Annotated in this window: 18 protein-coding genes and 1 pseudogene; 14 read left to right on the forward strand and 5 right to left on the reverse strand. The window is 59.3% G+C overall.

The window, feature by feature from the left end:
- The first annotated feature begins 18 nt into the window (after positions 1–18).
- On the forward strand, positions 19–915 hold the full coding sequence (gene pheA, locus MHK04_RS05325) for a prephenate dehydratase (RefSeq protein ID WP_239208187.1): 897 nt from the start codon (positions 19–21) through the stop codon (positions 913–915).
- A 9-nt stretch (positions 916–924) separates the two neighbouring features.
- Entirely contained in the window at positions 925–1,578 is a 654-nt protein-coding gene (locus MHK04_RS05330; RefSeq protein WP_239208188.1) for a histidine phosphatase family protein, read from the forward strand.
- On the opposite strand, the gene MHK04_RS05335 is transcribed toward MHK04_RS05330, so the two are convergent.
- Genes MHK04_RS05335 through MHK04_RS05345 form a run of 3 tightly spaced genes read right to left on the reverse strand, consistent with a single transcriptional unit; the run spans position 1,575 to position 3,781 of the window.
- The gene (locus tag MHK04_RS05335) at positions 1,575–1,922 is read right to left on the reverse strand and encodes a metallopeptidase family protein (RefSeq protein WP_023020095.1); all 348 of its coding nucleotides are present in this window, start codon (positions 1,920–1,922) and stop codon (positions 1,575–1,577) included. The two genes, MHK04_RS05330 and MHK04_RS05335, sit on opposite strands and share 4 nt — an antisense overlap.
- Positions 1,922–2,995 (reverse strand): septum formation family protein, encoded by a 1,074-nt coding sequence (locus MHK04_RS05340; RefSeq protein ID WP_239208189.1) that lies wholly within the window; start codon positions 2,993–2,995, stop codon positions 1,922–1,924. The genes MHK04_RS05335 and MHK04_RS05340 overlap by 1 nt, the downstream gene beginning before the upstream one ends.
- Positions 2,996–3,031: 36 nt before the next feature.
- A complete protein-coding gene (locus MHK04_RS05345) occupies positions 3,032–3,781 on the reverse strand; it encodes a GntR family transcriptional regulator (protein WP_023020093.1) in 750 nt (249 codons plus the stop codon).
- Between the two features lie 65 nt (positions 3,782–3,846).
- On the opposite strand from MHK04_RS05345, the gene serS reads away from it, so the two are divergent.
- The 6 genes and pseudogenes from serS to MHK04_RS05375 all read left to right on the forward strand — a co-directional run bounded on the left by serS (position 3,847) and on the right by MHK04_RS05375 (position 11,931).
- Positions 3,847–5,103, forward strand: coding sequence for a serine--tRNA ligase (gene serS / locus MHK04_RS05350; RefSeq protein ID WP_023020092.1), 1,257 nt, complete (start codon positions 3,847–3,849; stop codon positions 5,101–5,103).
- Positions 5,104–5,204: 101 nt separating this feature from the next.
- Complete coding sequence (locus MHK04_RS05355; protein ID WP_239208190.1) at positions 5,205–6,740, forward strand: lysophospholipid acyltransferase family protein; 1,536 nt, start codon at positions 5,205–5,207, stop codon at positions 6,738–6,740.
- Positions 6,741–7,036: 296 nt separating this feature from the next.
- Positions 7,037–8,761 carry a glycerol-3-phosphate dehydrogenase/oxidase gene (locus MHK04_RS05360; protein ID WP_239208191.1) on the forward strand — a complete coding sequence of 575 codons (1,725 nt, stop codon included), beginning with the start codon at positions 7,037–7,039 and terminating at the stop codon, positions 8,759–8,761.
- 3 nt (positions 8,762–8,764) lie between these two features.
- Positions 8,765–9,502 (forward strand): MIP/aquaporin family protein, encoded by a 738-nt coding sequence (locus MHK04_RS05365; protein WP_200288534.1) that lies wholly within the window; start codon positions 8,765–8,767, stop codon positions 9,500–9,502.
- 28 nt (positions 9,503–9,530) lie between these two features.
- Positions 9,531–11,078 (forward strand): glycerol kinase GlpK, encoded by a 1,548-nt coding sequence (glpK, locus tag MHK04_RS05370; protein ID WP_239208192.1) that lies wholly within the window; start codon positions 9,531–9,533, stop codon positions 11,076–11,078.
- 22 nt (positions 11,079–11,100) lie between these two features.
- Positions 11,101–11,931: pseudogene (locus tag MHK04_RS05375) on the forward strand (HAD family hydrolase).
- On the opposite strand, the gene MHK04_RS05380 reads toward MHK04_RS05375, so the two are convergent.
- Positions 11,928–13,826 (reverse strand): N-acetylmuramoyl-L-alanine amidase, encoded by a 1,899-nt coding sequence (locus tag MHK04_RS05380; protein WP_239208193.1) that lies wholly within the window; start codon positions 13,824–13,826, stop codon positions 11,928–11,930. The pseudogene MHK04_RS05375 and the gene MHK04_RS05380 sit on opposite strands and share 4 nt — an antisense overlap.
- A gap of 146 nt (positions 13,827–13,972) precedes the next feature.
- On the opposite strand from MHK04_RS05380, the gene glf reads away from it, so the two are divergent.
- From glf to MHK04_RS05395, 3 genes are all read left to right on the forward strand, one after another.
- A complete protein-coding gene (gene glf / locus MHK04_RS05385) occupies positions 13,973–15,169 on the forward strand; it encodes a UDP-galactopyranose mutase (protein ID WP_023020085.1) in 1,197 nt (398 codons plus the stop codon).
- A 33-nt stretch (positions 15,170–15,202) separates the two neighbouring features.
- Positions 15,203–15,403 (forward strand): hypothetical protein, encoded by a 201-nt coding sequence (locus MHK04_RS05390; protein ID WP_023020084.1) that lies wholly within the window; start codon positions 15,203–15,205, stop codon positions 15,401–15,403.
- A 65-nt stretch (positions 15,404–15,468) separates the two neighbouring features.
- Entirely contained in the window at positions 15,469–16,056 is a 588-nt protein-coding gene (locus MHK04_RS05395; RefSeq protein ID WP_023020083.1) for a three-helix bundle dimerization domain-containing protein, read from the forward strand.
- On the opposite strand, the gene MHK04_RS05400 is transcribed toward MHK04_RS05395, so the two are convergent.
- Positions 16,053–17,315 carry a TPM domain-containing protein gene (locus MHK04_RS05400; protein ID WP_023020082.1) on the reverse strand — a complete coding sequence of 421 codons (1,263 nt, stop codon included), beginning with the start codon at positions 17,313–17,315 and terminating at the stop codon, positions 16,053–16,055. The genes MHK04_RS05395 and MHK04_RS05400 overlap by 4 nt on opposite strands.
- A 106-nt stretch (positions 17,316–17,421) precedes the next feature.
- Between MHK04_RS05400 and MHK04_RS05405 the strand changes: the two genes are divergently transcribed.
- From MHK04_RS05405 to MHK04_RS05415, 3 genes are read left to right on the forward strand one after another with little or no spacing between them, the layout of a single operon-like run.
- On the forward strand, positions 17,422–19,374 hold the full coding sequence (locus MHK04_RS05405; protein WP_023020081.1) for a glycosyltransferase: 1,953 nt from the start codon (positions 17,422–17,424) through the stop codon (positions 19,372–19,374).
- Positions 19,364–19,879: a phosphatase PAP2 family protein gene (locus tag MHK04_RS05410; protein WP_023020080.1), complete on the forward strand. Its 516-nt coding sequence runs from the start codon at positions 19,364–19,366 to the stop codon at positions 19,877–19,879. The genes MHK04_RS05405 and MHK04_RS05410 overlap by 11 nt, the downstream gene beginning before the upstream one ends.
- Positions 19,872–20,852 (forward strand): decaprenyl-phosphate phosphoribosyltransferase, encoded by a 981-nt coding sequence (locus MHK04_RS05415; RefSeq protein WP_239208194.1) that lies wholly within the window; start codon positions 19,872–19,874, stop codon positions 20,850–20,852. The genes MHK04_RS05410 and MHK04_RS05415 overlap by 8 nt, the downstream gene beginning before the upstream one ends.
- Positions 20,853–20,901 lie beyond the last annotated feature (49 nt).

The following is a 20,901-nucleotide window of genomic DNA, read 5'->3' on the forward strand; positions in this document are numbered from 1 at the left end:
TGGGCTAAGGTGACGAGCATGATTACCACCATCGCCTTCCTTGGACCGGCAGGAACTTTTACGGAAGCGGCCGTGCACAAGTTTGCCGCGCACCTGCCGGAGGTAGAGACCATGCCGGTTGGCTCTCCATCGGAAGCGGTGGCCGCGGTGCGCGCCGGGCAGGCCGAGTATGCCTGCGTAGCTATTGAAAATTCCGTCGATGGCGCGGTAACCACCACCTTTGATGCCCTTGTAGAGGGAGAACCGGTGCAGATTTACCGCGAGGTGGATATCCCCGTGGCCTTTAGCATCATGACCCGGCCGGACACGGAGGATATTAAACGGCTCAGTACCCACCCGGTGGCCTTCCAGCAAATCCGCGGGTGGGTAAAAGAACACCTGCCGGAGGTTGAGTTCGTGCCGGCTAGCTCCAATGCGGCTGCGGCCGAGGCGGTGGCTCGGGGGGATGCTGATGCCGCGGCGGCACCAGCGCGGGCGGCCGAGATCTTTGGTTTGGAGACCATGGCCCAGGGGGTGGCGGATATAAAGGGCGCCGCAACACGGTTTGTTTTGGTGGGGCGCCCGGGAAAGCCTACCGCGCGTACCGGACAGGATCGCACCAGTGTTATCTTCACCCTGCCTAATGAGCCGGGCAGCCTGGTGGGAGCACTGCAGGACTTTGCACACCGTGGGGTGGACCTTTCCCGGATTGAGTCGCGTCCAACGCGGGAGGCCTTTGGTGAATACCGTTTCTATATAGACCTCATTGGGCATATTGAAGACCAACCGGTGGCAGAGGCGCTCCGGGCATTGTGGTTGCGGGCGCAGAACGTGCTCTTCCTTGGCTCTTGGCCGGCGGCAACCCCCGCAGGCAGGCCGCCGCGCGATCTTGCCGCGGCGGATGAATGGGTAGCGCGGGCACGCAGGGGCCAATAATCTAGAGGCATGCCCGGAAGAATCATCCTGCTGCGCCACGGCCAGACCTATTCCAATATTTCTCGTCTTCTTGATACTCGCCCGCCTGGGGCCGAGCTTACTGAGCGCGGGCGCGACCAAGCCACGGAGGTCGGCCGTGAGCTAGCGCAGTTGGTGGGCGAGCGCGAGGTGGAATTTAAATGCTCCGTCGCGCTGCGCGCGCAGCAAACCGCGATGCTGGCGGCACGCGCCTTTGAACAGGAGCGCGGCATTCCAGGGTTTTCCCAGCGCGTTGATGTGATCGCCGGCGTGCACGAGATTTCTGCCGGCGATTGGGAAATGGACGGCAGCGAGGATGCCCACCGTTCGCACATGGTGGCCATGCGCGGCTGGTGCGATGGCGAGCAAGACGCCGGCATGGAAGGCGGCGAGACCCTAGAGGATGTGCTGGCGCGCTACCAGCCGGTGCTGGAGGGCATTGCAGCGCAGCTTGCCGACGACCACGATGTCATCCTTGTTAGCCACGGCGCGGCCATCCGCGTGGTCACCAAGCATGCCACGGGGGTTGATGCCGACTTTGCCTATACCGGCTACCTGCCCAATTGTCGCTTCATGGTGATGGAGCCCCGCGGCAAGGACTTTGGGCAGTGGACATTGACCCGTTGGGCAGATACGGAGCTCTAGCCCCAGCCTAGGCGGTGCAGCTCCTCTTCCTCGAGGCCAAAATAGTGGCCGAGCTCGTGAAATACCGTCACCTTGACCTGCTCTGCTAGGTCTTCCTCGCTGCCGGACCAGCGCTGCAGCGTCTTCCGGTAAATGAAGATCGCATCGGGCAAGAAACCGGTGTGGTCGAAGGTGCGGCGGGGCAGTGCCACGCCTTCATAGAGCCCGAGCAGCATCGGGTTATCGGGGTTTTCATCTTCGACCAAGATGACGAGGTTGCGCATGCGACGTACAAATTCCTCGGGGACCTGATCCAGCGCCTCGTTGACCATTTCATCGAAGCGCTCTTCCGAAACCTCCACCATTAGGGTGCTGGGGCTGGTGCAGGGGCGGCGGATTCGGGCGCTGGCTTATTGTCCTTATCCTCGCGCAGCGGATTGCGCTCAGGTCGCTCCTCCGGCGGCTTGCCATCGATAGTCAGGGCCTGACGGCCACCGGTAGCGGAACCGGTGATGGCAGAGAAGCCGCCGCCTGCGCGGGCATGCACGAGGAAGCAATTGACGGACTTGGTGCCACCATTCCATGAGGCCTCGGTGATAGAACCCCAGAACGGTTGCAGCGTGGATTGATAGAGCTGTTCTTCGCCGCCGAGGTAGTCCTCGGTAGCGGCGGTGCAGGTATCGGAAAGGAATTTGTCCATATCCTTGCCATCCGGGTAGCCATCAGGGAACTGCTTGCCCACATCAATGACGGATACGGTTTCCATCTGGTGCGGCTTAGCGCAGTCAACGACGTGTGGAACCTGCTTGTCATCGATGGCCAAGCATTCGCCCGGCTTGGTGAGGTTGGCCTGCTCGGAGGCTTCTACGTTGCCGAGATTAAGCTGCGGTACGCCGTGGTCATCGGTGGTTTGCAGGCCGCAGAGTAGGGTGCGGTCGCCGCGATCCCAGGCAGACTGCGGCGGGAGAATGGATGCTACGTCGTACTTGCCGTTGGGATCCCACTTGCCGTGCAGGTAGTTCACGGTGGCGGATTCGCACAGCTCATCGCGCAATTGGTGTTGGCGGGTAAGTGCCGGGCGAGTAGCATCTGGTCCGAATTCGCTGGTGGGGTACACACTTAAGTCTTCGGTCTTGGAGACCTCGAAGCGGTGCTGTTCGGAACAAGGTACTTCCTTGAACCCTGTGGCGGAGCCATCTTTCGCGATATCCCACGTCAAGCAGGCACCAGCGGCCGCGGCGGTGAAAGGTTCCGGTTTAGGGGCAGCGGTTTCTGAATTATCCCCGCTATCGTGCTGCTGGGCAGCGGTGGTCTCATCGCTGCCCGATTTCTGGGAGCTGATAACGCCGTAGATGCCCATGAAAACGGCCGCCGCGATTGCCGCAATCAAGACAATCTGGACGGCCACAGCGGAACGCCACGCAGGTGATTTCTTCATAAGGCCCCTAATCTTACCTTTTAACCTGGATGCTGGCTAGAGACTGTTCTCCCTAGCCACCCGGGTAGTCAGGCGATAGCGGTCGGTGCGATAAACCGAGGAGCACCACTCTACCGGCCTATCGCCCGAGCGGGAGTAGCGCACAATGTGGAGCAGCGGGGTGCCCACGGGGACGTCGAGAAGCGGGGCAGTGTCCGCATCGGCCGATATTGCAGAGACCGTCTGATCCGCATCGGTGATGGGGACATCAAAGACAGAATCGAGGATGGCGTAGACCGAGTTGTAGATGTCATTTTCCAAAAGGCTGGGCGCGAACGTGGAGTTATACCAGCCATCGTCGATGGAGTACGGTTCGCCATCGCCCAAGCGCAGGCGGCGCAGGTGAATATGTTCGGCGTTAGCGGGCGTATCAAAAAAGATGGCGGCATCCTCTGGGGCGCTACTGCGGCCGCTAGTAAGGATTTTAGAAGAGGCGGTGACGTCTTGGGCGCCCATCTCATCTGAAAATGAGGCCAGGTGGAGCCGGGAGACTAGGGGATTGGGGGCCACGAAGGTGCCCTTACCGCGGATGCGGCGCAATTTCCCGGCCGCGACGAGATCACCGATGGCGCGGCGTACTGTGATACGTGACACCCCGTAGGTCTCTTCAAGGAGCCTTTCGCCGGGGAGGGTATCGCCGGGTTTGAGGGTCGTGCGGCACAATTCTTCGAGGATATCGTGCAATTGGGCGTGTTTTGGAACGGGGCCGTCCGTAATAGTGCGGGCGGGGAGCTGAACGGCGGACATAACTCCATGGTAATTCGCTGGTTATTACCACCGCAAGGTGTTGTCAATACGCTAAACTTACATTCGTGATTGATCTCAAGCTACTCCGCGAAAACCCTGACGTTGTCCGTGCTTCCCAGGTGAATCGAGGTGAGGATCCCTCCCTCGTAGACCAGCTCTTGGAAGCTGATGAGCAGCGCCGTGCTGCTATTCAAAAGGCCGACGAACTGCGCTCCGAGCAGAAGGCTTTTGGCAAGAAGATCGGCCAGGCCTCCCCGGAAGAGCGCCCGGCTTTGCTAGAGGGCTCCAATGAGCTGAAGGCCAAGGTCAAGGAAGCGGAAGAGGCACAGTCTGCCGCTGAGGCCAAGGTGGAAGAGCTGCAGTACAAGCTGGATAACGTGGTCGAAGGTGCCCCAGCCGGCGGCGAAGATGACTTCGTGGTGATGGAAGAGGTCGGCCAGATTCCTGAGTTCGACTTCGAACCGAAGGACCACCTTGAGCTGGGCGAATCCCTAGGCCTCATCGACGTCAAGCGTGGCGCCAAGGTAGGTGGAGCTCGCTTCTACTACCTCACTGGTGACGGTGCCTTCCTGCAGCTAGGAATGCTCATGCTCGCGGCACAGAAGGCGCGCGAAGCTGGTTTTAAGCTGATGATTCCGCCAGTTCTAGTCCGCCCAGACATTATGTCCGGCACCGGGTTCCTGGGACAGCACTCTGATGAGGTGTACTACCTCCCGGCTGATGATATGTACTTGGTTGGTACCTCTGAGGTAGCCCTTGCCGGCTACCACAAGGATGAGATCATCGACCTCTCTAACGGTCCGCTGCAGTACGCTGGCTGGTCCTCCTGCTTCCGCCGCGAGGCTGGCTCCCACGGTAAGGACACTCGCGGCATCCTGCGCGTCCACCAATTCGACAAGCTGGAGATGTTCGTTTACTGCAAGCCTGAAGATGCGGAGGAAATGCACCAGCGCCTTCTATCCATGGAAAAGGACATGCTTGAAGCCATGGAGCTGCCCTACCGCACCATCGACATTGCCGGTGGCGATCTCGGTTCTTCGGCGGCCCGCAAGTTCGACAATGAGGCTTGGGTTCCTACCCAAGGCACCTACCGCGAGCTGACTTCCACCTCGAACTGCACCACCTTCCAGGCTCGCCGCCTGTCCACCCGTTACCGCGACGAAAACGGCAAGACTCAAACCGCAGCTACCTTGAACGGCACCCTGGCCACTACTCGCTGGCTCGTTGCTATTCTGGAAAACCACCAGCAGGCCGACGGCTCTGTCGTTGTCCCTGAGGCCCTGCGCCCCTTCGTGGGCAAGGATGTCCTCACCCCGCAGTAAGTCCGCCGTCGTCCTGGAGAGTTATGAACGCTGCGACGAATTTCCTGTACCGCCAGATCACTCACATTGGTAGGGGGGTGACTCTGGCGCAGGGATTAAAAATGCGCCTTTCGGGTGAAGAAAATATCCCCGATGAAGGCGGCGCGGTATTGGTCTGTAACCACACCGGCTACATGGACTTCCTCTTCGGGGCCTTTTTGGCTTACCGCAAAAAGCGCCTCGTGCGCTTCTTGGCAAAGGCTGGCATCTTTAAAGCCCCACTAGCGGGTCCCTTGCTCAAGGCCATGCACCATGTGCCAGTTGATCGCATCGATGGCAATGCCTCAATGCGGCAGGCGGTTCGGCTCGCTAAAGAGGGCGAACTTGTCGGGGTGTTTTCTGAAGGCACGATTTCCCGCAGCTTCGAAATTCGCAGCATGAAAAGTGGTGCCTCCCGCATCGCCTATGAGGCTGGGGTGCCGGTAATCCCGCAGGTCATCTTCGGCTCCCAGCGCCTGTGGACCAAGGGGCATAAAAAGAATCTGGGACGGACGAAGACTCCAGTCTTTATCACTGCCCTAGAACCGTACTATCCCACTGGTGATGCGGAAGCCGATACCGAGGAGATTAGGCGCCGAATGCAAGAGGCTTTGGAAGGGCTATGGGAACAGTACGAAGCTGAATTTGGCCCCATGCCAGCGGGCGATTATTGGGTGCCCGCCCGCAAGGGCGGCGGCGCTCCCACCCTCGAAGAAGCGGAGGAGCGGGATGCTGAAGTAGAAACTGAGCGCCACCGCGTACGCCGGCTACGTGATGATCTGGTGGGGCTTAAAGAACGCGTATCCGTCACCACGGTTGACCTAGTGCGCAACCGCATGGCCGCCGCCAAGGGGGATGAAGAGGATGCGCCCAAGACTAAGGCGCGCACCGCCCCAGAGACTTTGGATTGGATCAAAGCCAATCTCAACGCCGTGGTGGAAGAGGCAACACGTGGTTTGGATGAAGGTCGCGATAAGGTCGCGGATGTTATGGCGCAACTGAAATCTGATGTGGCGCAAACCCAGGCTTCCATTACCGCCAGCAGCAAAGAGATTTGGGCCGGTTCTAAAGCTGAGCAGGGCCTTTTGGCAGCAGCTACCCAATCCCGGCTTATCGTCTCGCGCCTGCCGCACCGCATGAAGGCTCAATTCTCCTCCATCCCGCGTGTGGTGGTAGCGCATAGTAGTGCGCTGAATTGGGAGGATGGAGCACTGACCCCGCGGTTGCGCAAGGCTTTTGCGGATATCTACCCGGCGGCCGAAGTTCTCATAGTGGTATCGCCCGCGGGCGATGTAGATGTCCCGCAAGCCGTGTGGACCATTGTCATTGATGAGGATGTTGCACAGCCACGCCTCGATGCTGCAGCAATGTCCGTTACTGCCGCCAGTGCGGCACAAGGCGTGGAGCGCATCCTAGAGGATCTGCAGGATGAGCCGGAAGAGACTCTAGTCTTTGCAAATGAGCCGGGGGATGAGGACTTCCTTGAGTGGATGCCGGTGGTGGCTTTGGAAACTGCCCCGATAGAGGTGGTTAAGGGTGCTCAAGCGGTAACCTACTCGGCAGAAAAGGCCGGAATGTCAGAGGTACTCGAGGCGATGGCGCGTTTAGCGAAGAAATAGCGACAGTTTTTCGTCCGCTTTACACCCCCGCGAGGGGGTGGTTTTCTTTTTGGAAGTCTAAGTATTTTAAGGAAACTGACTGCTTACGGGCCTGAAACTTACGTGTGAGTAACCACATGTGTAACTCAAGTCGGTGACCCCTAACATATATTTTAGGAGATGAAGTCTCTGTAGCCCCGGTGCGATACTTTCCACCGAACCCATAATTACCTGCTTTTAGCTGTGCTTATGCCATCTCATTCACGGACCTATGGCCCAGGCACATGCAAGCACCAAGGAAGGAGATGCGGTCAGTAATGATCCAGCAAAGCAATCAATCCTTTAACCCCGAATACTTTGAAACTCTATGGAACGGGTACGCAGATGAGGACTACGACGTAGTCATTATCGGTGGCGGTTCCGTGGGTGCCGGAGCGGCAGCGGATGCCGCCACCCGCGGTCTGAAGACCGCCGTCATTGAGGCACGCGACTTCGCCGCAGGTACCTCTTCCCGCTCCTCCAAGATGTTCCACGGTGGCCTGCGCTACCTGGCAATGTTTGACTTCCGCCTCGTGGCTGAGTCCCTCAAGGAGCGCGAGCTCAACATGTCTACCCTGGCACCTCACCTGGTGAAGCCGTTGAAGTTCATCTTCCCGCTGACCCACCATGTATGGGAGCGCGTCATGATGTTCGGTGGATTTACGCTCTATGACCTCATGGGCGGATCGAAGAGCGTGCCAATGCAGAAGCACTTGACCCGTAAGGGCGTGCTGAAGGTGACCCCGGGCCTGAAGGATGATGCCATTGTGGGTGGCGTTCGCTACTACGACACCCTCGTGGATGACGCCCGCCATACCATGACCGTGCTGCGTACCGCCGCCGAGTACGGCGCCGATGTCCGCACCAATACCGAGGTCATTGGCTTTGACAAGGACCGCGGCGGCCGCATCGTAGGTGCCAAGGTCCGCGATACCGCCACTGGGCGCGAAACCACTGTGCGCGGCAAGGTCTTCATCAACGCTACCGGCGTGTGGAATGACAAGGTTCAAGAGATGGCCGGCGTGGAAGGCAAGTTCACCGTGCACGCGTCCAAGGGCGTACACATCGTTGTGCCAAAGGATGCGCTCGATGCGGACGCGGCCCTGTGCTTCGTAACCGAAAAGTCCGTCCTCTTCGTTATCCCATGGGGCGAGTACTGGATCATCGGTACCACCGACACCGATTGGGAAAAGGGGCTGTCCCTGCCGGATCCGGCACCAACCAAGTCCGATATTGATTATATTTTGGGCCAGGTTAACCAGCGCGTACGCCGTAAGATCACCCGCGATGACATCGTGGGCGTCTACTCCGGTCTACGCCCGCTGCTGTCCGGCAAGTCTGATTCCACCACCAACCTTTCCCGTAACCACGCCGTTGCGCGCGTGGCCCCAGGCATGGTCTCTGTTGCCGGCGGTAAGTACACCACGTACCGCGTCATTGGTAAGGACGCCGTGGATCTAGCAGTCCAAGAACTAGATACCAAGGTGCCAGAGTCCATCACTGAGCAAACCCCGATCTTGGGCGCCGCTGGCTACCATGCTCTAGCTAACCAAGTCCCATCTCTGGCCCGTCGCTACAACCTGAGCGAAAAGTTCATCGAGCACCTGCTTGGCCGCTATGGCTCCCTGCTGGGTGAGGTTTTGGCACCTGCAGCCGAGGATGCTTCGCTGCTGGAGCCAGTTCCAGGTGCCGAGTCCTACCTGTGGGCCGAGGTCCGCTACGCCGTCACTCACGAAGGCGCATTGCACTTGGAGGACATCCTGTCCCGTCGTCTGCGTATCGCCATCGAGTTTGGCGACCGCGGCGTGAATGCCGCCCCGGCAGTTGCTGACTTTGTGGCACCACTGCTGGGCTGGAGTGACGCCGACAAGGAGCGCGAGGTATCCCAATTCAAAGCCCACACCCAGGCCGAACTTGAAGCAGAAGCTGCGGTAACTGACCGCGAGGCCAATGACATTTTGGTCCGCGCAGGATCTGCCCGACCTACCCAAAACGAGGTATAAGTTATGACCGGATTTGATGCATTCCTGTGGGAGTTTATCGGCACCGCGTTGCTGCTCCTTCTAGGTAACGGCGTATGTGCGCTGGTAAACCTGCGCACCTCTGGCGCGCGCGGCTCCGATTGGGTCGTTATCGCCCTAGGCTGGGGCATGGCGGTCTTCGTCGGCGCCAGCGTGGCCGACCCCACGGGCGGGCACCTCAACCCCGCCGTCACCGTCATGTTGGCCGTCAATGGATCGCTTGAATGGTCCCTGGTTCCGTATTACTGCCTAGGCCAGATCCTTGGCGCAATCCTGGGTGCCATCCTGGCATGGGCTGCCTTCAAGCAGCTTTTCGACGCCAATAATTATGACGATGCCGGAAACGTCACCGGCGCCAATAAGAACACGAACGGCATCTTCTTTACCAAGCCGGCCCACCCTAAAAACGGGTGGAATGCGGTGACGGAGTTTATTGCTACCTGCGTGCTGTTGATGTTCATCGCTTTCGGCCCAACCGGCGGTGAGCTAGGCCCCATGAGCTACTTCGCTGTTGCCTTCGTTGTTGTGGCAGTCGGTCTGTCCCTTGGTACCCCCACGGGTTATGCCATCAATCCGGTCCGTGATCTGGGCCCGCGAATTGCCTATGCATTCATCTTGCCCATCCAGGACAAAGGCAGTGCGAACTGGGGCTATGCTTGGGTCCCTATCGTGGCCCCGTTGGTCGCGGCTGTAGCCGTTGGCCTGTTGTCCGTTGCGCTCTAAATCCATTTTTGTACAGGAGACTAGACACATGACTAACAAGAAATACGTCGCCGCAATCGATCAGGGAACTACGTCGACGCGCTGCATTATCTTTAACCACGATGGCGAGCAGGTTGCCGTTGGTCAGCTCGAACACGAGCAGATCTTTCCCGAAAAGGGCTGGGTAGAACACGACCCGGAAGAAATCTGGAGCAATACCCGTCGCGCCGTCGGTGAGGCTCTTGCCAATGGCGATATCACCGTGGAAGACATTGACTCGGTAGGTATCACCAACCAGCGAGAGACCACCGTGGTGTGGGATAAGCACACCGGCAAGCCGGTCTACAACGCTATTGTCTGGCAAGATACCCGCACCACTGCCATCTGTAAGGAGCTCTCGGGAGAGGAAGGCCCCGAAAAGTGGCGCCGCCGCACCGGTCTTTTCATTAACTCCTACCCGGCCGGCCCGAAGGTGAAGTGGATCCTCGATAACGTCGAGGGCGCACGCGAGCGCGCCGAGGCCGGCGATCTGCTCTTCGGCACCATTGACAGCTGGCTATTGTGGAACCTCACCGGCGGAGCCGAGGGCGATGCTGGCCGTGAGGCTCTGCACGCTACCGACGTCACCAACGCCTCCCGCACCCTGCTCATGGACATCGAAAAGCTGGAGTGGGATGAGGAACTGTGCAAGGAAATGGGCATCCCAATGTCCATGCTGCCGGAGATTCGCCCATCCCTCGGTGATTTCCGTACCGTGCGTGAGCGCGGTTCGCTCTCCGGTGTTCCTATCCGCGCCATCCTGGGTGACCAGCAGTCTGCGATGTTTGGACAAGGCTGCTTCCGCGCCGGCTCTGCAAAGAATACCTACGGAACCGGATTGTTCCTCCTGCTGAACACGGGCACCACCCCGAAGTTCTCTGAGAATGGCCTGCTGACCACCGTGTGCTTCCAGCGTGAGGGCGAACGCCCTGTCTACGCGTTGGAGGGCTCCGTATCCATGGGCGGTTCCCTAGTGCAGTGGCTGCGCGATAACCTGCAGATTATCCCGAATGCTGCATCCATCGAGAACTTGGCTCGCGAAGTTAAAGACAACGGCGGCGTCTACATCGTGCCTGCCTTCTCTGGCCTCTTCGCCCCGTACTGGCGCCCAGATGCTCGTGGCGTCATCGTGGGCCTGACCCGCTTTGCCAACCGCAAGCACTTGGCTCGCGCCGTGCTCGAGTCCACTGCATACCAGACTCGCGACGTGGCCGATGCGATGGTGGCAGACTCCGGTGTGGAGATCACCGAGCTGCGCGTGGACGGCGGCATGACCATGAACGAACTTCTGATGCAGTTCCAAGCGGACATGCTCGGCGTGGAAGTACACCGTCCGAAGAATATCGAGACCACCGCGACCGGCGCGGCCTTCGCGGCAGGTTTGGACAATGGCTTCTGGGATGACCTGAGCGTTTTGGGTAACCAGACAGGAGACATGAAGGTGTTTAAGCCGAAGCGTGAGAAGGAAGAGGTAGAGGCTCTCTACCGCGACTGGAAGCGCGCTATTAAGCGTTCCTTGGACTGGGAAGATGACGAGGACGAGGATCTGGACTTCTAAGTCCTGAAGTAAACTCGCGGGTATGGAGAATTTCCCTGCCCGCGCTCCTCGCCTTATCGCGAGCGATATTGACGGCACCCTGCTGGACCGCAACCACCGTGTCCCGCGTCGCAACCGTGACGCTGTGGCGCGGGCGGTCCAACAGGGTGCCTATTTTGCGCTTTCCACTGGCCGGCCGTTCCGGTGGATAGCCCCCGTGTTGGAGCAGCTTCCCGTCCGCCCGGTGTGTGTGACTTCGAATGGGGCGGTGCTCTATGATTCCGCGTAGGACCGCGTGATGTCCGCCCACGAGCTTTCACCCGCAGCGTTGGCAGAAGTGGTGGATGTGGCCCAGACGGTGTTGGGTACCGTGGGCTTTGGAGCGGAGCGGGCAGGAGGCTCGCTTGGCGACGCCGTCGAGGACCTCTTCGTAGTCGAACGCCATTACTCCGAAAACGCCCTCTTTGAAGGCTTCGGGGTGGTCAGCATGGGCGAGCTTGTGGGGCAGCCGGCGGTGAAGTTTCTTATCCGCAATACCGATTATTCCGCGCCGGAACTCTACGACCTTATTTCCCCGCACATTGATCCAGAATTGGCCCATGTGACCTACTCGATTAATGAAGGCATGTTGGAAGTTGCCGCACCGAAGGTTACCAAGCGTCGCGGCGTGGAATGGCTCGCAGACCATGCAGGCGTGGATCAGGCCGGGGTCATCGCCTTTGGGGATATGCCCAACGATATAGAAATGCTGCAGTGGGCAGGCTGTGGTGTGGCTATGGAAAACGCCCACCCGGAGGTTAAGGCGGCCGCGGATACGGTCACCGTGGCTAACCACCAGGCGGGCGTCGCAAAGGTGCTAGAGCGCTGGTTCTAGTCGGTGAAGATGTCTACCTTTTCCGTTTCGGTGTTGTAGACAATCTCGCCACCCTGGAACTTCACACGGATTTCCTTGCCATTCTTTTCCTCGTTGGAGGTAGGCAGGCCGAGCTTGGAGGCATTATCGCCCTCGGACCACTTCTTGGCAATCTCACCCGTCAACGCCTTGGTGCCGGATTCCTTGGAGGAGAGCACCACGCCATTTTGGAAGAGCTGGTAGAGGATCTTGCCGCCGTCGGTAGTATCCGGGCCGCCGACTGCCAGGCCTAGGACCGGACCGAAAGCGTTGAGGACGGAGGTCCAGGATTCCTTCAATCCCTCGTTGTTGGAGACCTGGACAACCTTATTGACAATCTCCGGGATATCGCCGGTGGTCAGGTTGCCCGCCACCTTCTGATCGGTATCAGGCTTCTGCAGGCGCTCATTGGCGATGAGCACGCCGAAGACGGCGGCAGCGATGCCGGCAAGGGCGGAGATAGTGGAGACCGGTACCTCGACGTCGCCTAGCGAGGAGGTGATGTCCCCACCCACCTGCTGCGGGCTCTTGGGGGCATTGGGCTGAGGAGCCTTCTGCCAATTCAGATCCGTACTGTTCTTACCGGACTTAATGGCATCCGCTTTGCGCTTGGTGTTCTTACGGATTTCGTCCCAGTGGCGCATGGTGTACTGACCCGGGCAGGCGGTGTTGTGGAAATCATTGTGACCCGCGAATGCCGGCACGGTGGCCATGGTCCCAGCCGGGAACTTGGAGCCGTAGAAGCCGCCGGAGTACAAGCTAGCCTTGCCCATTGGATCGATGTTAGAGATTGCTGCTTTCCAGCCCGCAATCTCGGCCACGGAGTTGAGCATCTCGCGGGAAGGCTCGGTTTCCTCGTAGTTGCCAATCATGGAAATGCCCCAGTTATTGGCATTGAAGCCGCCTACGTGGGCACCCTGTACAGCCTTGTCCAAACCGCCATAGCGGCCCTCATAGATGGTGCCGAACTTATCTACCAGCACGTTGTAGCCGATATCGCACCAGCCCAGGGTCTGTGCATGGTATTCATAAGCGCCGCGAACCTGTGCCGCTGCCTGCGCGCGGGTGTAGTTATTGGTACCCGCGGTGTGGTGCAGGGTCATAGCTTTCAAGCCATCGTCGTAGGTCGGCTGCTGGCAGCGTTTGGACTCGTCGGCGCCCCAGCCAGCGCGGGAGACAACCTTGGGCATACCCGCGGTTTCCGCGGTGGGTTCGATAGCTTCGCCGGCTTGGGCATTGCCGTCGATAAACACGGCGTCGAGATCCGCAACCTGGGTGCGCTCATCGGCCACGGGGGAGATTTCGCCGACGTTGTAGGCAAGCGGTGCCGGGCGATGTGCATCAGCGCCCTTAGCGGCTTTGTCCAGGAGGGAGTCTTCCTTCTTGTCCAGGTTGGATCCGGTCACGAGGTCAACGTTGGCCATAGAGACCTGAACATCGTTGGTATCGCCTACGAAGATGAGCTCGGTGCCGTTCTTGCCCTCGGAGTAGTTCATCGCATCCATGGGCAACCACTCGCTCCAGGAGCCATCCTGCTGCTTGGAGCGCACGAAGGAGTTGATATCGCGCTTGCCCTCCCACGTGACGGCGAACATGTTGAAGGTTTCGTCGCGGTGGAATTGCTTGACCGCGCGGCGGCCTTCGCCGTCGCCCTGCGCGGCTACGGCGGGGTCATCGACGACGATGGATTCGCCATCGCTGAAGCTGGTGGAGGCGTTTTTGACCTCAATGGGGCCGCTATTGTTGGAGTCCTGGGTCTTAAGTACCTGCTGGCCGCCGAATGCGGCGGTCACGGCGAGCGCGATAGAGGTGACTGCCGCAATGACCGGGGTGGACCACTTGGACCTGTTGGGTACTAGTCGACGTCGTTGTTGCACTGTTATCTCCCTGGGGTTGTGCAGCTGTTAAAACGGTTGCCAAAAGTTAAGAATTGATTGTGATGGTACGTTTGTGACTTCTGTGAAACCTGTTGCGACACGCCGTTGCGCCGTGTCGGTTGCCGAAGTGCAATAAACTGGGGGCCATGACTTCTTATGACCTCATCGTTGTTGGCTCTGGATTTTTTGGCCTCACGGTTGCCGAGCGCGCCGCTAGTCAGCTGGATAAGAAGGTGCTCATTGTGGAGCGCCGCAACCACCTCGGCGGCAATGCCTACTCCGAGGCTGAACCCACCACCGGAATCGAGGTGCACAAGTACGGTGCGCACCTCTTCCACACCTCTAATAAGCGCGTGTGGGACTACTGCAATAAGTTCACCGATTTCACCGATTACCAGCACCGCGTCTTTGCTATGCACGATGGCACCGCCTACCAATTCCCGATGGGCCTGGGTCTTATTAACCAGTTCTTCGGCCGCTACTACTCCCCGGATGAGGCCCGCCAGCTCATTAAGGATCAGGCCGGCGAGTTCTCACCGGAAGAAGCGCAAAACCTAGAGGAAAAGGCCATCTCCCTTATCGGTCGCCCGCTGTATGAGGCCTTTATTCGCGATTACACCGCTAAGCAGTGGCAGACGGACCCGAAGGAGCTGCCGGCCGCGAATATCACCCGTCTGCCGGTGCGCTATACCTTCAACAATCGCTACTTCAATGACACCTATGAGGGTCTGCCCGTTGACGGCTACGCGGCATGGCTAGAAAACATGGCTGACCACGACAATATTGAGGTCCGTTTGGATACCGATTGGTTCGAGGTTCGTGAGGAGCTGCGCGCTGAGTCTCCGGATGCGCCCGTGGTCTACACGGGCCCATTGGACCGCTACTTTGATTTTGCCGAGGGCGAGCTGGGCTGGCGCACCCTCGACTTTGATCTGGAGGTGCTGGACACCGGCGATTTCCAGGGCACGCCCGTGATGAACTACAACGATGCGGACGTGGACTACACCCGCATCCATGAATTCCGCCACTTCCACCCGGAGCGTAAGGATAAGTATCCGAAGGACAAGACGGTCATCATGAAGGAGTACTCGCGCTTCGCCGATAAAGGCGATGAGCCGTATTACCCGATTAATACTCCGGAAGACCGCACTAAGCTGGAGGCCTATCGCAAGCTCGCCGCCCAGGAGTCGAAGGACAATAGGGTTCTTTTTGGCGGCCGCTTGGGCACCTACCAGTACCTGGATATGCACATGGCTATCGGTTCTGCGCTGTCCATGTTTGATAATAAGCTCGCGCCATTCTGGAACGAGGGCAAGGCTATCGAACAGGAGCGTGGCCACTAAACTTGATCACCTCTACAGGAAGGAGGTGACGGTATGGCTGATCGCCGCATGTGGAAAATGTCGCCGGAGCGGCTGCAAGAGCATCTAAAACTGCGTAGCCGTGCATCGCGCATTCCCGATAAAAAGAAGGAACAGTCCAAGAAGGCCTGCCGGAACTCCCGGCGGGCCTTCCCGCATTTTCGGCGCAGAAAACTATTGGGTTTAACCCAACCGTTTGACTTAACCCACCGTTAACCTGTAAAGTTAACGTCAGGTTAACACGTAGCAAACGGGACAATAACCCGAGAAAGGGGATAACAATGAACCAGTTTGAAACCCTGCGTCAGGATCTGCACGAAAACTACGGCCATGAGTACACGGCCGCAGAAATCGATGCCAAGCTCGATGAGGTTATTGCCAAGCACACCAAGAAGGCGGAGCTCGAAGAATTCGTGCCGCTATTGGTGGAGCGTGAGGTGCGTGAATACTTCGGCGCTCACCGCCTTCACGTCCGCTTTGCCGCCGGTACCAATAATGCGTTGGCTCAAGCCGCGGCGGAACTGACCCGCAAGCACGCCGGCGAGGCCCTCTATGTGGATACCGCCGTTGCCCACCCGGAAAACGAGGCAGAAGGCCACCTCGCCCACGTTATGAACGAGCGCGGTATGGGTGAGGCTCCAAATAAGTACCTCGATGAGGTACGGACGGTAGCGATGCCGGATTATATCGTGTTCCTAGGCCGTGAGGTCGAACGCGATGAGGCAGGTAAAGACATCAAAATCTGGGATATTCCTACCGCGGATACCGTAGAGCAGGCGCGCGAATTGGCCGATGACCTCGAAGCCCGCGTGCTCTACATGCTCAATAAGCTGGGCATTGATCCGGTCACTGAGCCGGTTAACGCCTAAAAGCGATACGGGTTCGGTAGCTGGGAGGAGACATTGTTGTTGGCCACCCAGAAGCCCGCAAACCTATAGGGCATATAGTGCGTGCCCATGCCGGGGCGCCATTCCGGCGTGCCCAAGAGCGGGGGAGTCTGGCGGTCGCGCTGTGGATATAGCCTTTCTGGCAGCGCGCCCACCATGGGGTGGTAGTCCTCGAGGATGCGAGCGAAGGCGGAGTCGAAGTCTTCCCGCGACAGATCCTGGGACAGCTCATTAATGCGCTGCGTTATCTGGCGGAGGCTGGCGTTGTCGGGTTGACGGGAGAGGGCCGTTTGGGCGTCGTTAAGCAGCCATTGCGTCTCGCCGGCGCGTACCGCAGTATCGCCATCGCAGAATTTTTCCAGGGAATCTATCTGCGCTGCGGCCGTATGGATCTGCTTGAGCGCCTTATAGGACTCCTTGATGGAGGCGGCATGCGAGGAAAAGTCCTGGACGTGTTCTAAGGCCTTGAGCGTCGGCCGCGCATCGGTGTACTGATTGACTAGGAAACGCCACTGGGCCTTGAGGGAATCGCCCGCCAAGGGGGATTGCAGGGCATTAATGCGCGCCTCCGTGCGCTCGATGAGCTCCTCGGCGCTATCGCGAACTCCCGCAATATAGTCAAAGCGCTTGCGCAGGCGGGCGCGGCGGGTGAGCAAGTAAGTAATGAGCCCCACCGCAGCGAGGACCACGATCACTGACGTGGTGGCAATGAACATAGACCACGTGGGCGCCTCCTGCGCAGATTGCCGGCGCACGGTCGGATCCGCGACGGCGCGCGTGGCCAAGATCATGCCGACGGTATAGTCATCGTCCTCCAGCGCCGGCCGCATCTGATCCAGGATGCCGTCCACGCGGCCGGCGTTATAAATCTTGATGTCTCGGCACACTTGGGCGCCACAGCGCACGGCCATGCTATTGGGTTCAAAGCCTACGGCGATAACGAGTACATTCTTCTGCAGCTCACCGTTGCTGATGAATTGTGGGTGCTCGCGCGCCAAGTCATGCAACAGGGTGCGGGAAAAATCCTCGCCCGAATTCGGATACGTGGCGTAGACAACCTCGTGCACGGAATCTGGAAGGTGCATGGACTGCGCTTGTGATTTCACGGCCTCTTCGTCCGAAGAGCTTAGAATCTGGGCGTGGTCCAAAAAATCCACCGCGGGCTTGTCCTCCGCGAGGGCGGCGGGTGCGCTAGCTGCAGCAAAAAGACCTACTACTGCCGCGCAAGGAACCCATCTCATGATGTTCCATCTTACGGGCTCCGCGTGTAAACCGTAGTACTTATGCAAAAGCAACTACGCTAAATCGCTGACTACTGTTTATACCGTTTGGAGAATCGAAGTTATCGTGACTGCCAACAACACCCAGGCCCATGAGCCCCTGCAGCGCATTCTGCTGCCTAAGCGCGGCGAGCCCTTTGATGTGCGGATGCTCTACCTCATCGAGGCCGAGCAAAACCGCGAACGCCTCAGCTGGTTTAACCGCACGTCCGTAACCATCCCGGCCGGCGAGGAAGCCTCTTTTGAAACCTACTTCAACGCCTTCCCGGCCTCCTATTGGCGCCGCTGGTCCCAGCTGCGCTCCGTTATCCTCAGCCTGGACATTGAGGGCCAGGCAAATATTTCCCTCTACCGCTCCAAGCAGGATGGCCAGCGCATTTCCGTGGCCAACCACCTGGTAAGCACCGGCCACCATGAGTTCGAGCTGCCACTCAAAAACTTCGAAGACGGCGGCTGGCTGTGGTTCGATATCACCGCCGAGCAGGACACCACGCTTGCCGACGCCGCCTGGTGCTCCCCCCACGCCCCCGGCCCGCAGGTGCTGCCGGACGGCACCGAGCAGCCGGCCCAAGACAAGCGCGTGGCGGTAGGCATTCCCACTTTCAACCGCCCGACCGATGCCGTAGCAGCCCTTAAGGCATTGGCCGAGGACCCAGTAGTCGATGAGATCATCGACTTCGTCCTCATGCCGGACCAAGGCAACCAGCACCCTGCCGATGAGCCAGGCTATGACGAGGCAGTCGCTCACTTTGGTGAGCGCTTCCGCGAGTTCCGCCAGGGCAACCTAGGCGGCTCCGGTGGCTACTCCCGCATTATGTACGAGGCGCTGGGAAATACCGATTCGCCCTTCATCCTTTATATGGACGATGACATCGCCATCGAACCGGATTCCGTGCTGCGCGCGGTGCAAGCGGCCCGTTACGCTGCCAAGCCGATTATCGTCGGTGGCCAAATGCTTAACCTGCAGGAGCGCTCCCAGCTGCGCACTACCGGCGAGCGCGTCAACCGTGCCGATTTCATGTGGGGTGCGGCACCGCACGCCGTCTACGACCACGACTTTGCCAAGTACCCGCTGCGCGCCATCGGTACCCGCGAAACTCACCTAGATCCCAAGAAGTACGATTCCCGCGCGCTGCACCGCCGCGTTGACGTGGAGTACAACGGCTGGTGGATGTGCCTCTTCCCGCGCATTGTGGCAGAAACCAACGGCCAGCCGCTGCCGCTCTTTATCAAGTGGGACGATACCGAGTATTCCCTGCGCGCGGCGCGCAATGGCTTCCCCACGGTGACCTGGCCAGGTGCCGCCATCTGGCACATGGCTTGGGCCGATAAGGATGATGCCATTGACTGGCAGGCCTATTTCCACCTGCGCAACCGCCTCATCGTTGCCGCGATGTACCACGAGGGACCGGCCAAGGGCATTACCAAGTCCATCTTCAAGTCCACCCTCAAGCACACCATGTGCATGGAATACTCCACCATGGCCATCCAGATTGAAGCTATGCGCGACTTCCTAGCGGGGCCGGACCATCTCTTTGACATCCTGGAGTCCTCGCTGCCGCGCATCGCGGAAATCCGCAAGAACTATTCCGATGCTGTCATTTTGGAATCCGCAGATGAGCTGCCCTCTCCCACCGGCGCGCCGGGTGTGCCTACGCGCAATATCGGCGGCCGCCTAGCCAAGATTAAGAAGATCCCGTGGGCCATCAAGGGCCTCAAGCACCTCGTGAGCAAGGAAGACGCTGCGCACCACGAGGCGCCTCAGCTTAACCTCACTCCGGACGAGGCCCGGTGGTTTACCCTTTCCCGCGTGGACTCTGCCACCGTCTCTACCGCAGGTGGCACCGGTGTGGCCTTCCGTAAGCGCGACCGCGACTTGGCCAAAGACCTCGTATCGCAGACCCGCGAGCTACTGAAGGAGATCGAGGAAAACTTCGATGACCTGCGCACTGAATACCGTGCGGCGCAGCCGGAGCTGACCTCGCGCGAGTCCTGGAAGAAGGTCTTTGATGCCCAATAAACTTTCCGTAGCAGAATCGCGCGTCCTCGAATCCATCCAGGGTGCGGCCTTTGACGTGCCCGGCGTGCTTCCCACCGCCCGCGGGCTGAGCCACTGGGGCGAGCATGCCCTGGGCTGGATGGGCAGCGCTGCGGTAGGGGCGGGCGTCGACAAGCGCCGCCGCGAGGGCTGGATCCGGGTGGGCGCTGCTGCTTTTCTCGCGCACGCCGCTAGCGTGGTGCTCAAGCGCATCGTGCGCCGCAAGCGCCCCGATTATCCGTACGTGCGCGTGGGGGTAAAGACTCCCTCCAAGCTATCTTTTCCCAGTTCGCACGCGACCTCGACTACTGCATTCCTGGTGGCGGCGAGCCGCCTTACCGGCTGCAAGGCGCCGCTTCTCGGCGTGCCAGTCATGATGGCATCGCGTATGGTCCTCGGAGTGCACTACCCAACAGATACGGCAGTGGGTGCGGCCATCGGCGCTGCTACCGCAGAGGTCGTGATGAAAGGAATGAAGCATGAGTGATGATGGAAACCAGCACTTTTTCCATTCGGAACCGCACACCTCTGGCGTAGATACCGGCCGCAAGCGCAAGCCGCCGAAGAATCTTGTCGATGGCATGATTAAGGCCCTGCGTCCCAAGCAGTGGGTCAAAAACGTCCTCGTGCTGGCGGCCCCCGCCGCGGCCGGCGCCGATGCCCTATTTCACGGCCGCGTGCTTGTCGATGTCCTCTTGGCCTTCGTCGTCTTCTGCCTCGGCGCTTCCTCCATCTACTTGATCAATGATGCGAAGGACTGGCGCGAGGATCAGGAGCATCCGACCAAACGCTTCCGCCCGATTGCCTCCGGCGTGCTGCCCATCAAGCTCGCCTATGTCATGGCCGTGGTGCTCATCTGCTTGTCCATCGGGCTATCCTTCCTTGCTACCGCTGGCCCGCAGCTGGCAATTGTGATGGCGATTTATATCGCGTTGCAATTGGGCTATTGCTTCGGTTGGAAGCACATGCCGGTGATTGATATCGCCCTGGTTTCCTCCGGCTTCATGCTGCGCACCATGGCCGGTGGCGTGGCTGCAGGCATCGAGCTTTCGCAGTGGTTCCTGCTGGTGGCGGCCTTTGGCTCGCTATTTATGGCCTCAGGCAAGCGCTACTCGGAGATCCTTCTTGTGGAGCAAACCGGCGCGAAAATCCGCAAGTCCCTGGAAGGTTATACGCCTACCTACCTGCGCTTCGTGTGGACGCTAGCCGCCACCGCGGTGGTTATCTGCTACACCCTCTGGGGCTTCGAGCTTGCTAACGATGCCCAGACCGGTGGCGTGTGGTACCAAGTCTCCATGGTGCCGTTTACCATCGCCATCTTGCGCTATGCGGCCGATGTGGACCGCGGCCAGGGTGGCGCTCCGGATGAGATTGCACTGGAGGACCGCACTTTGCAGGTTCTCGCTTTGGCTTGGCTCGCTTGCATCGCCATGGCGGTGTATATCACGCCGTTGTTCTAGACACAGCTGAATCGATATAGAAATTTTCCTCGGGGCTGATAAACTTTCT

Origin of the sequence: Corynebacterium nasorum (assembly GCF_022345765.1) — a bacterium.
GTDB classification, from domain to species: domain Bacteria; phylum Actinomycetota; class Actinomycetes; order Mycobacteriales; family Mycobacteriaceae; genus Corynebacterium; species Corynebacterium kefirresidentii.

What these genes read in the sequence shown, in the direction of transcription:
- MHK04_RS05355 (WP_239208190.1), top strand. Translation starts at nt 5,205, where the DNA reads ATGCGCCTTTCGGGTGAAGAAAATATCCCCGATGAAGGCGGCGCGGTA.
- MHK04_RS05345 (WP_023020093.1), bottom strand. Translation starts at nt 3,781, where the DNA reads ATGTCCGCCGTTCAGCTCCCCGCCCGCACTATTACGGACGGCCCCGTT.
- MHK04_RS05410 (WP_023020080.1), top strand. Translation starts at nt 19,364, where the DNA reads ATGCCCAATAAACTTTCCGTAGCAGAATCGCGCGTCCTCGAATCCATC.
- glf (WP_023020085.1), top strand. Translation starts at nt 13,973, where the DNA reads ATGACTTCTTATGACCTCATCGTTGTTGGCTCTGGATTTTTTGGCCTC.
- MHK04_RS05340 (WP_239208189.1), bottom strand. Translation starts at nt 2,995, where the DNA reads ATGAAGAAATCACCTGCGTGGCGTTCCGCTGTGGCCGTCCAGATTGTC.
- MHK04_RS05400 (WP_023020082.1), bottom strand. Translation starts at nt 17,315, where the DNA reads ATGAGATGGGTTCCTTGCGCGGCAGTAGTAGGTCTTTTTGCTGCAGCT.
- MHK04_RS05360 (WP_239208191.1), top strand. Translation starts at nt 7,037, where the DNA reads ATGATCCAGCAAAGCAATCAATCCTTTAACCCCGAATACTTTGAAACT.
- MHK04_RS05335 (WP_023020095.1), bottom strand. Translation starts at nt 1,922, where the DNA reads ATGGTGGAGGTTTCGGAAGAGCGCTTCGATGAAATGGTCAACGAGGCG.
- MHK04_RS05365 (WP_200288534.1), top strand. Translation starts at nt 8,765, where the DNA reads ATGACCGGATTTGATGCATTCCTGTGGGAGTTTATCGGCACCGCGTTG.
- MHK04_RS05415 (WP_239208194.1), top strand. Translation starts at nt 19,872, where the DNA reads ATGAGTGATGATGGAAACCAGCACTTTTTCCATTCGGAACCGCACACC.
- pheA (WP_239208187.1), top strand. Translation starts at nt 19, where the DNA reads ATGATTACCACCATCGCCTTCCTTGGACCGGCAGGAACTTTTACGGAA.
- MHK04_RS05390 (WP_023020084.1), top strand. Translation starts at nt 15,203, where the DNA reads ATGGCTGATCGCCGCATGTGGAAAATGTCGCCGGAGCGGCTGCAAGAG.
- MHK04_RS05395 (WP_023020083.1), top strand. Translation starts at nt 15,469, where the DNA reads ATGAACCAGTTTGAAACCCTGCGTCAGGATCTGCACGAAAACTACGGC.
- glpK (WP_239208192.1), top strand. Translation starts at nt 9,531, where the DNA reads ATGACTAACAAGAAATACGTCGCCGCAATCGATCAGGGAACTACGTCG.
- MHK04_RS05330 (WP_239208188.1), top strand. Translation starts at nt 925, where the DNA reads ATGCCCGGAAGAATCATCCTGCTGCGCCACGGCCAGACCTATTCCAAT.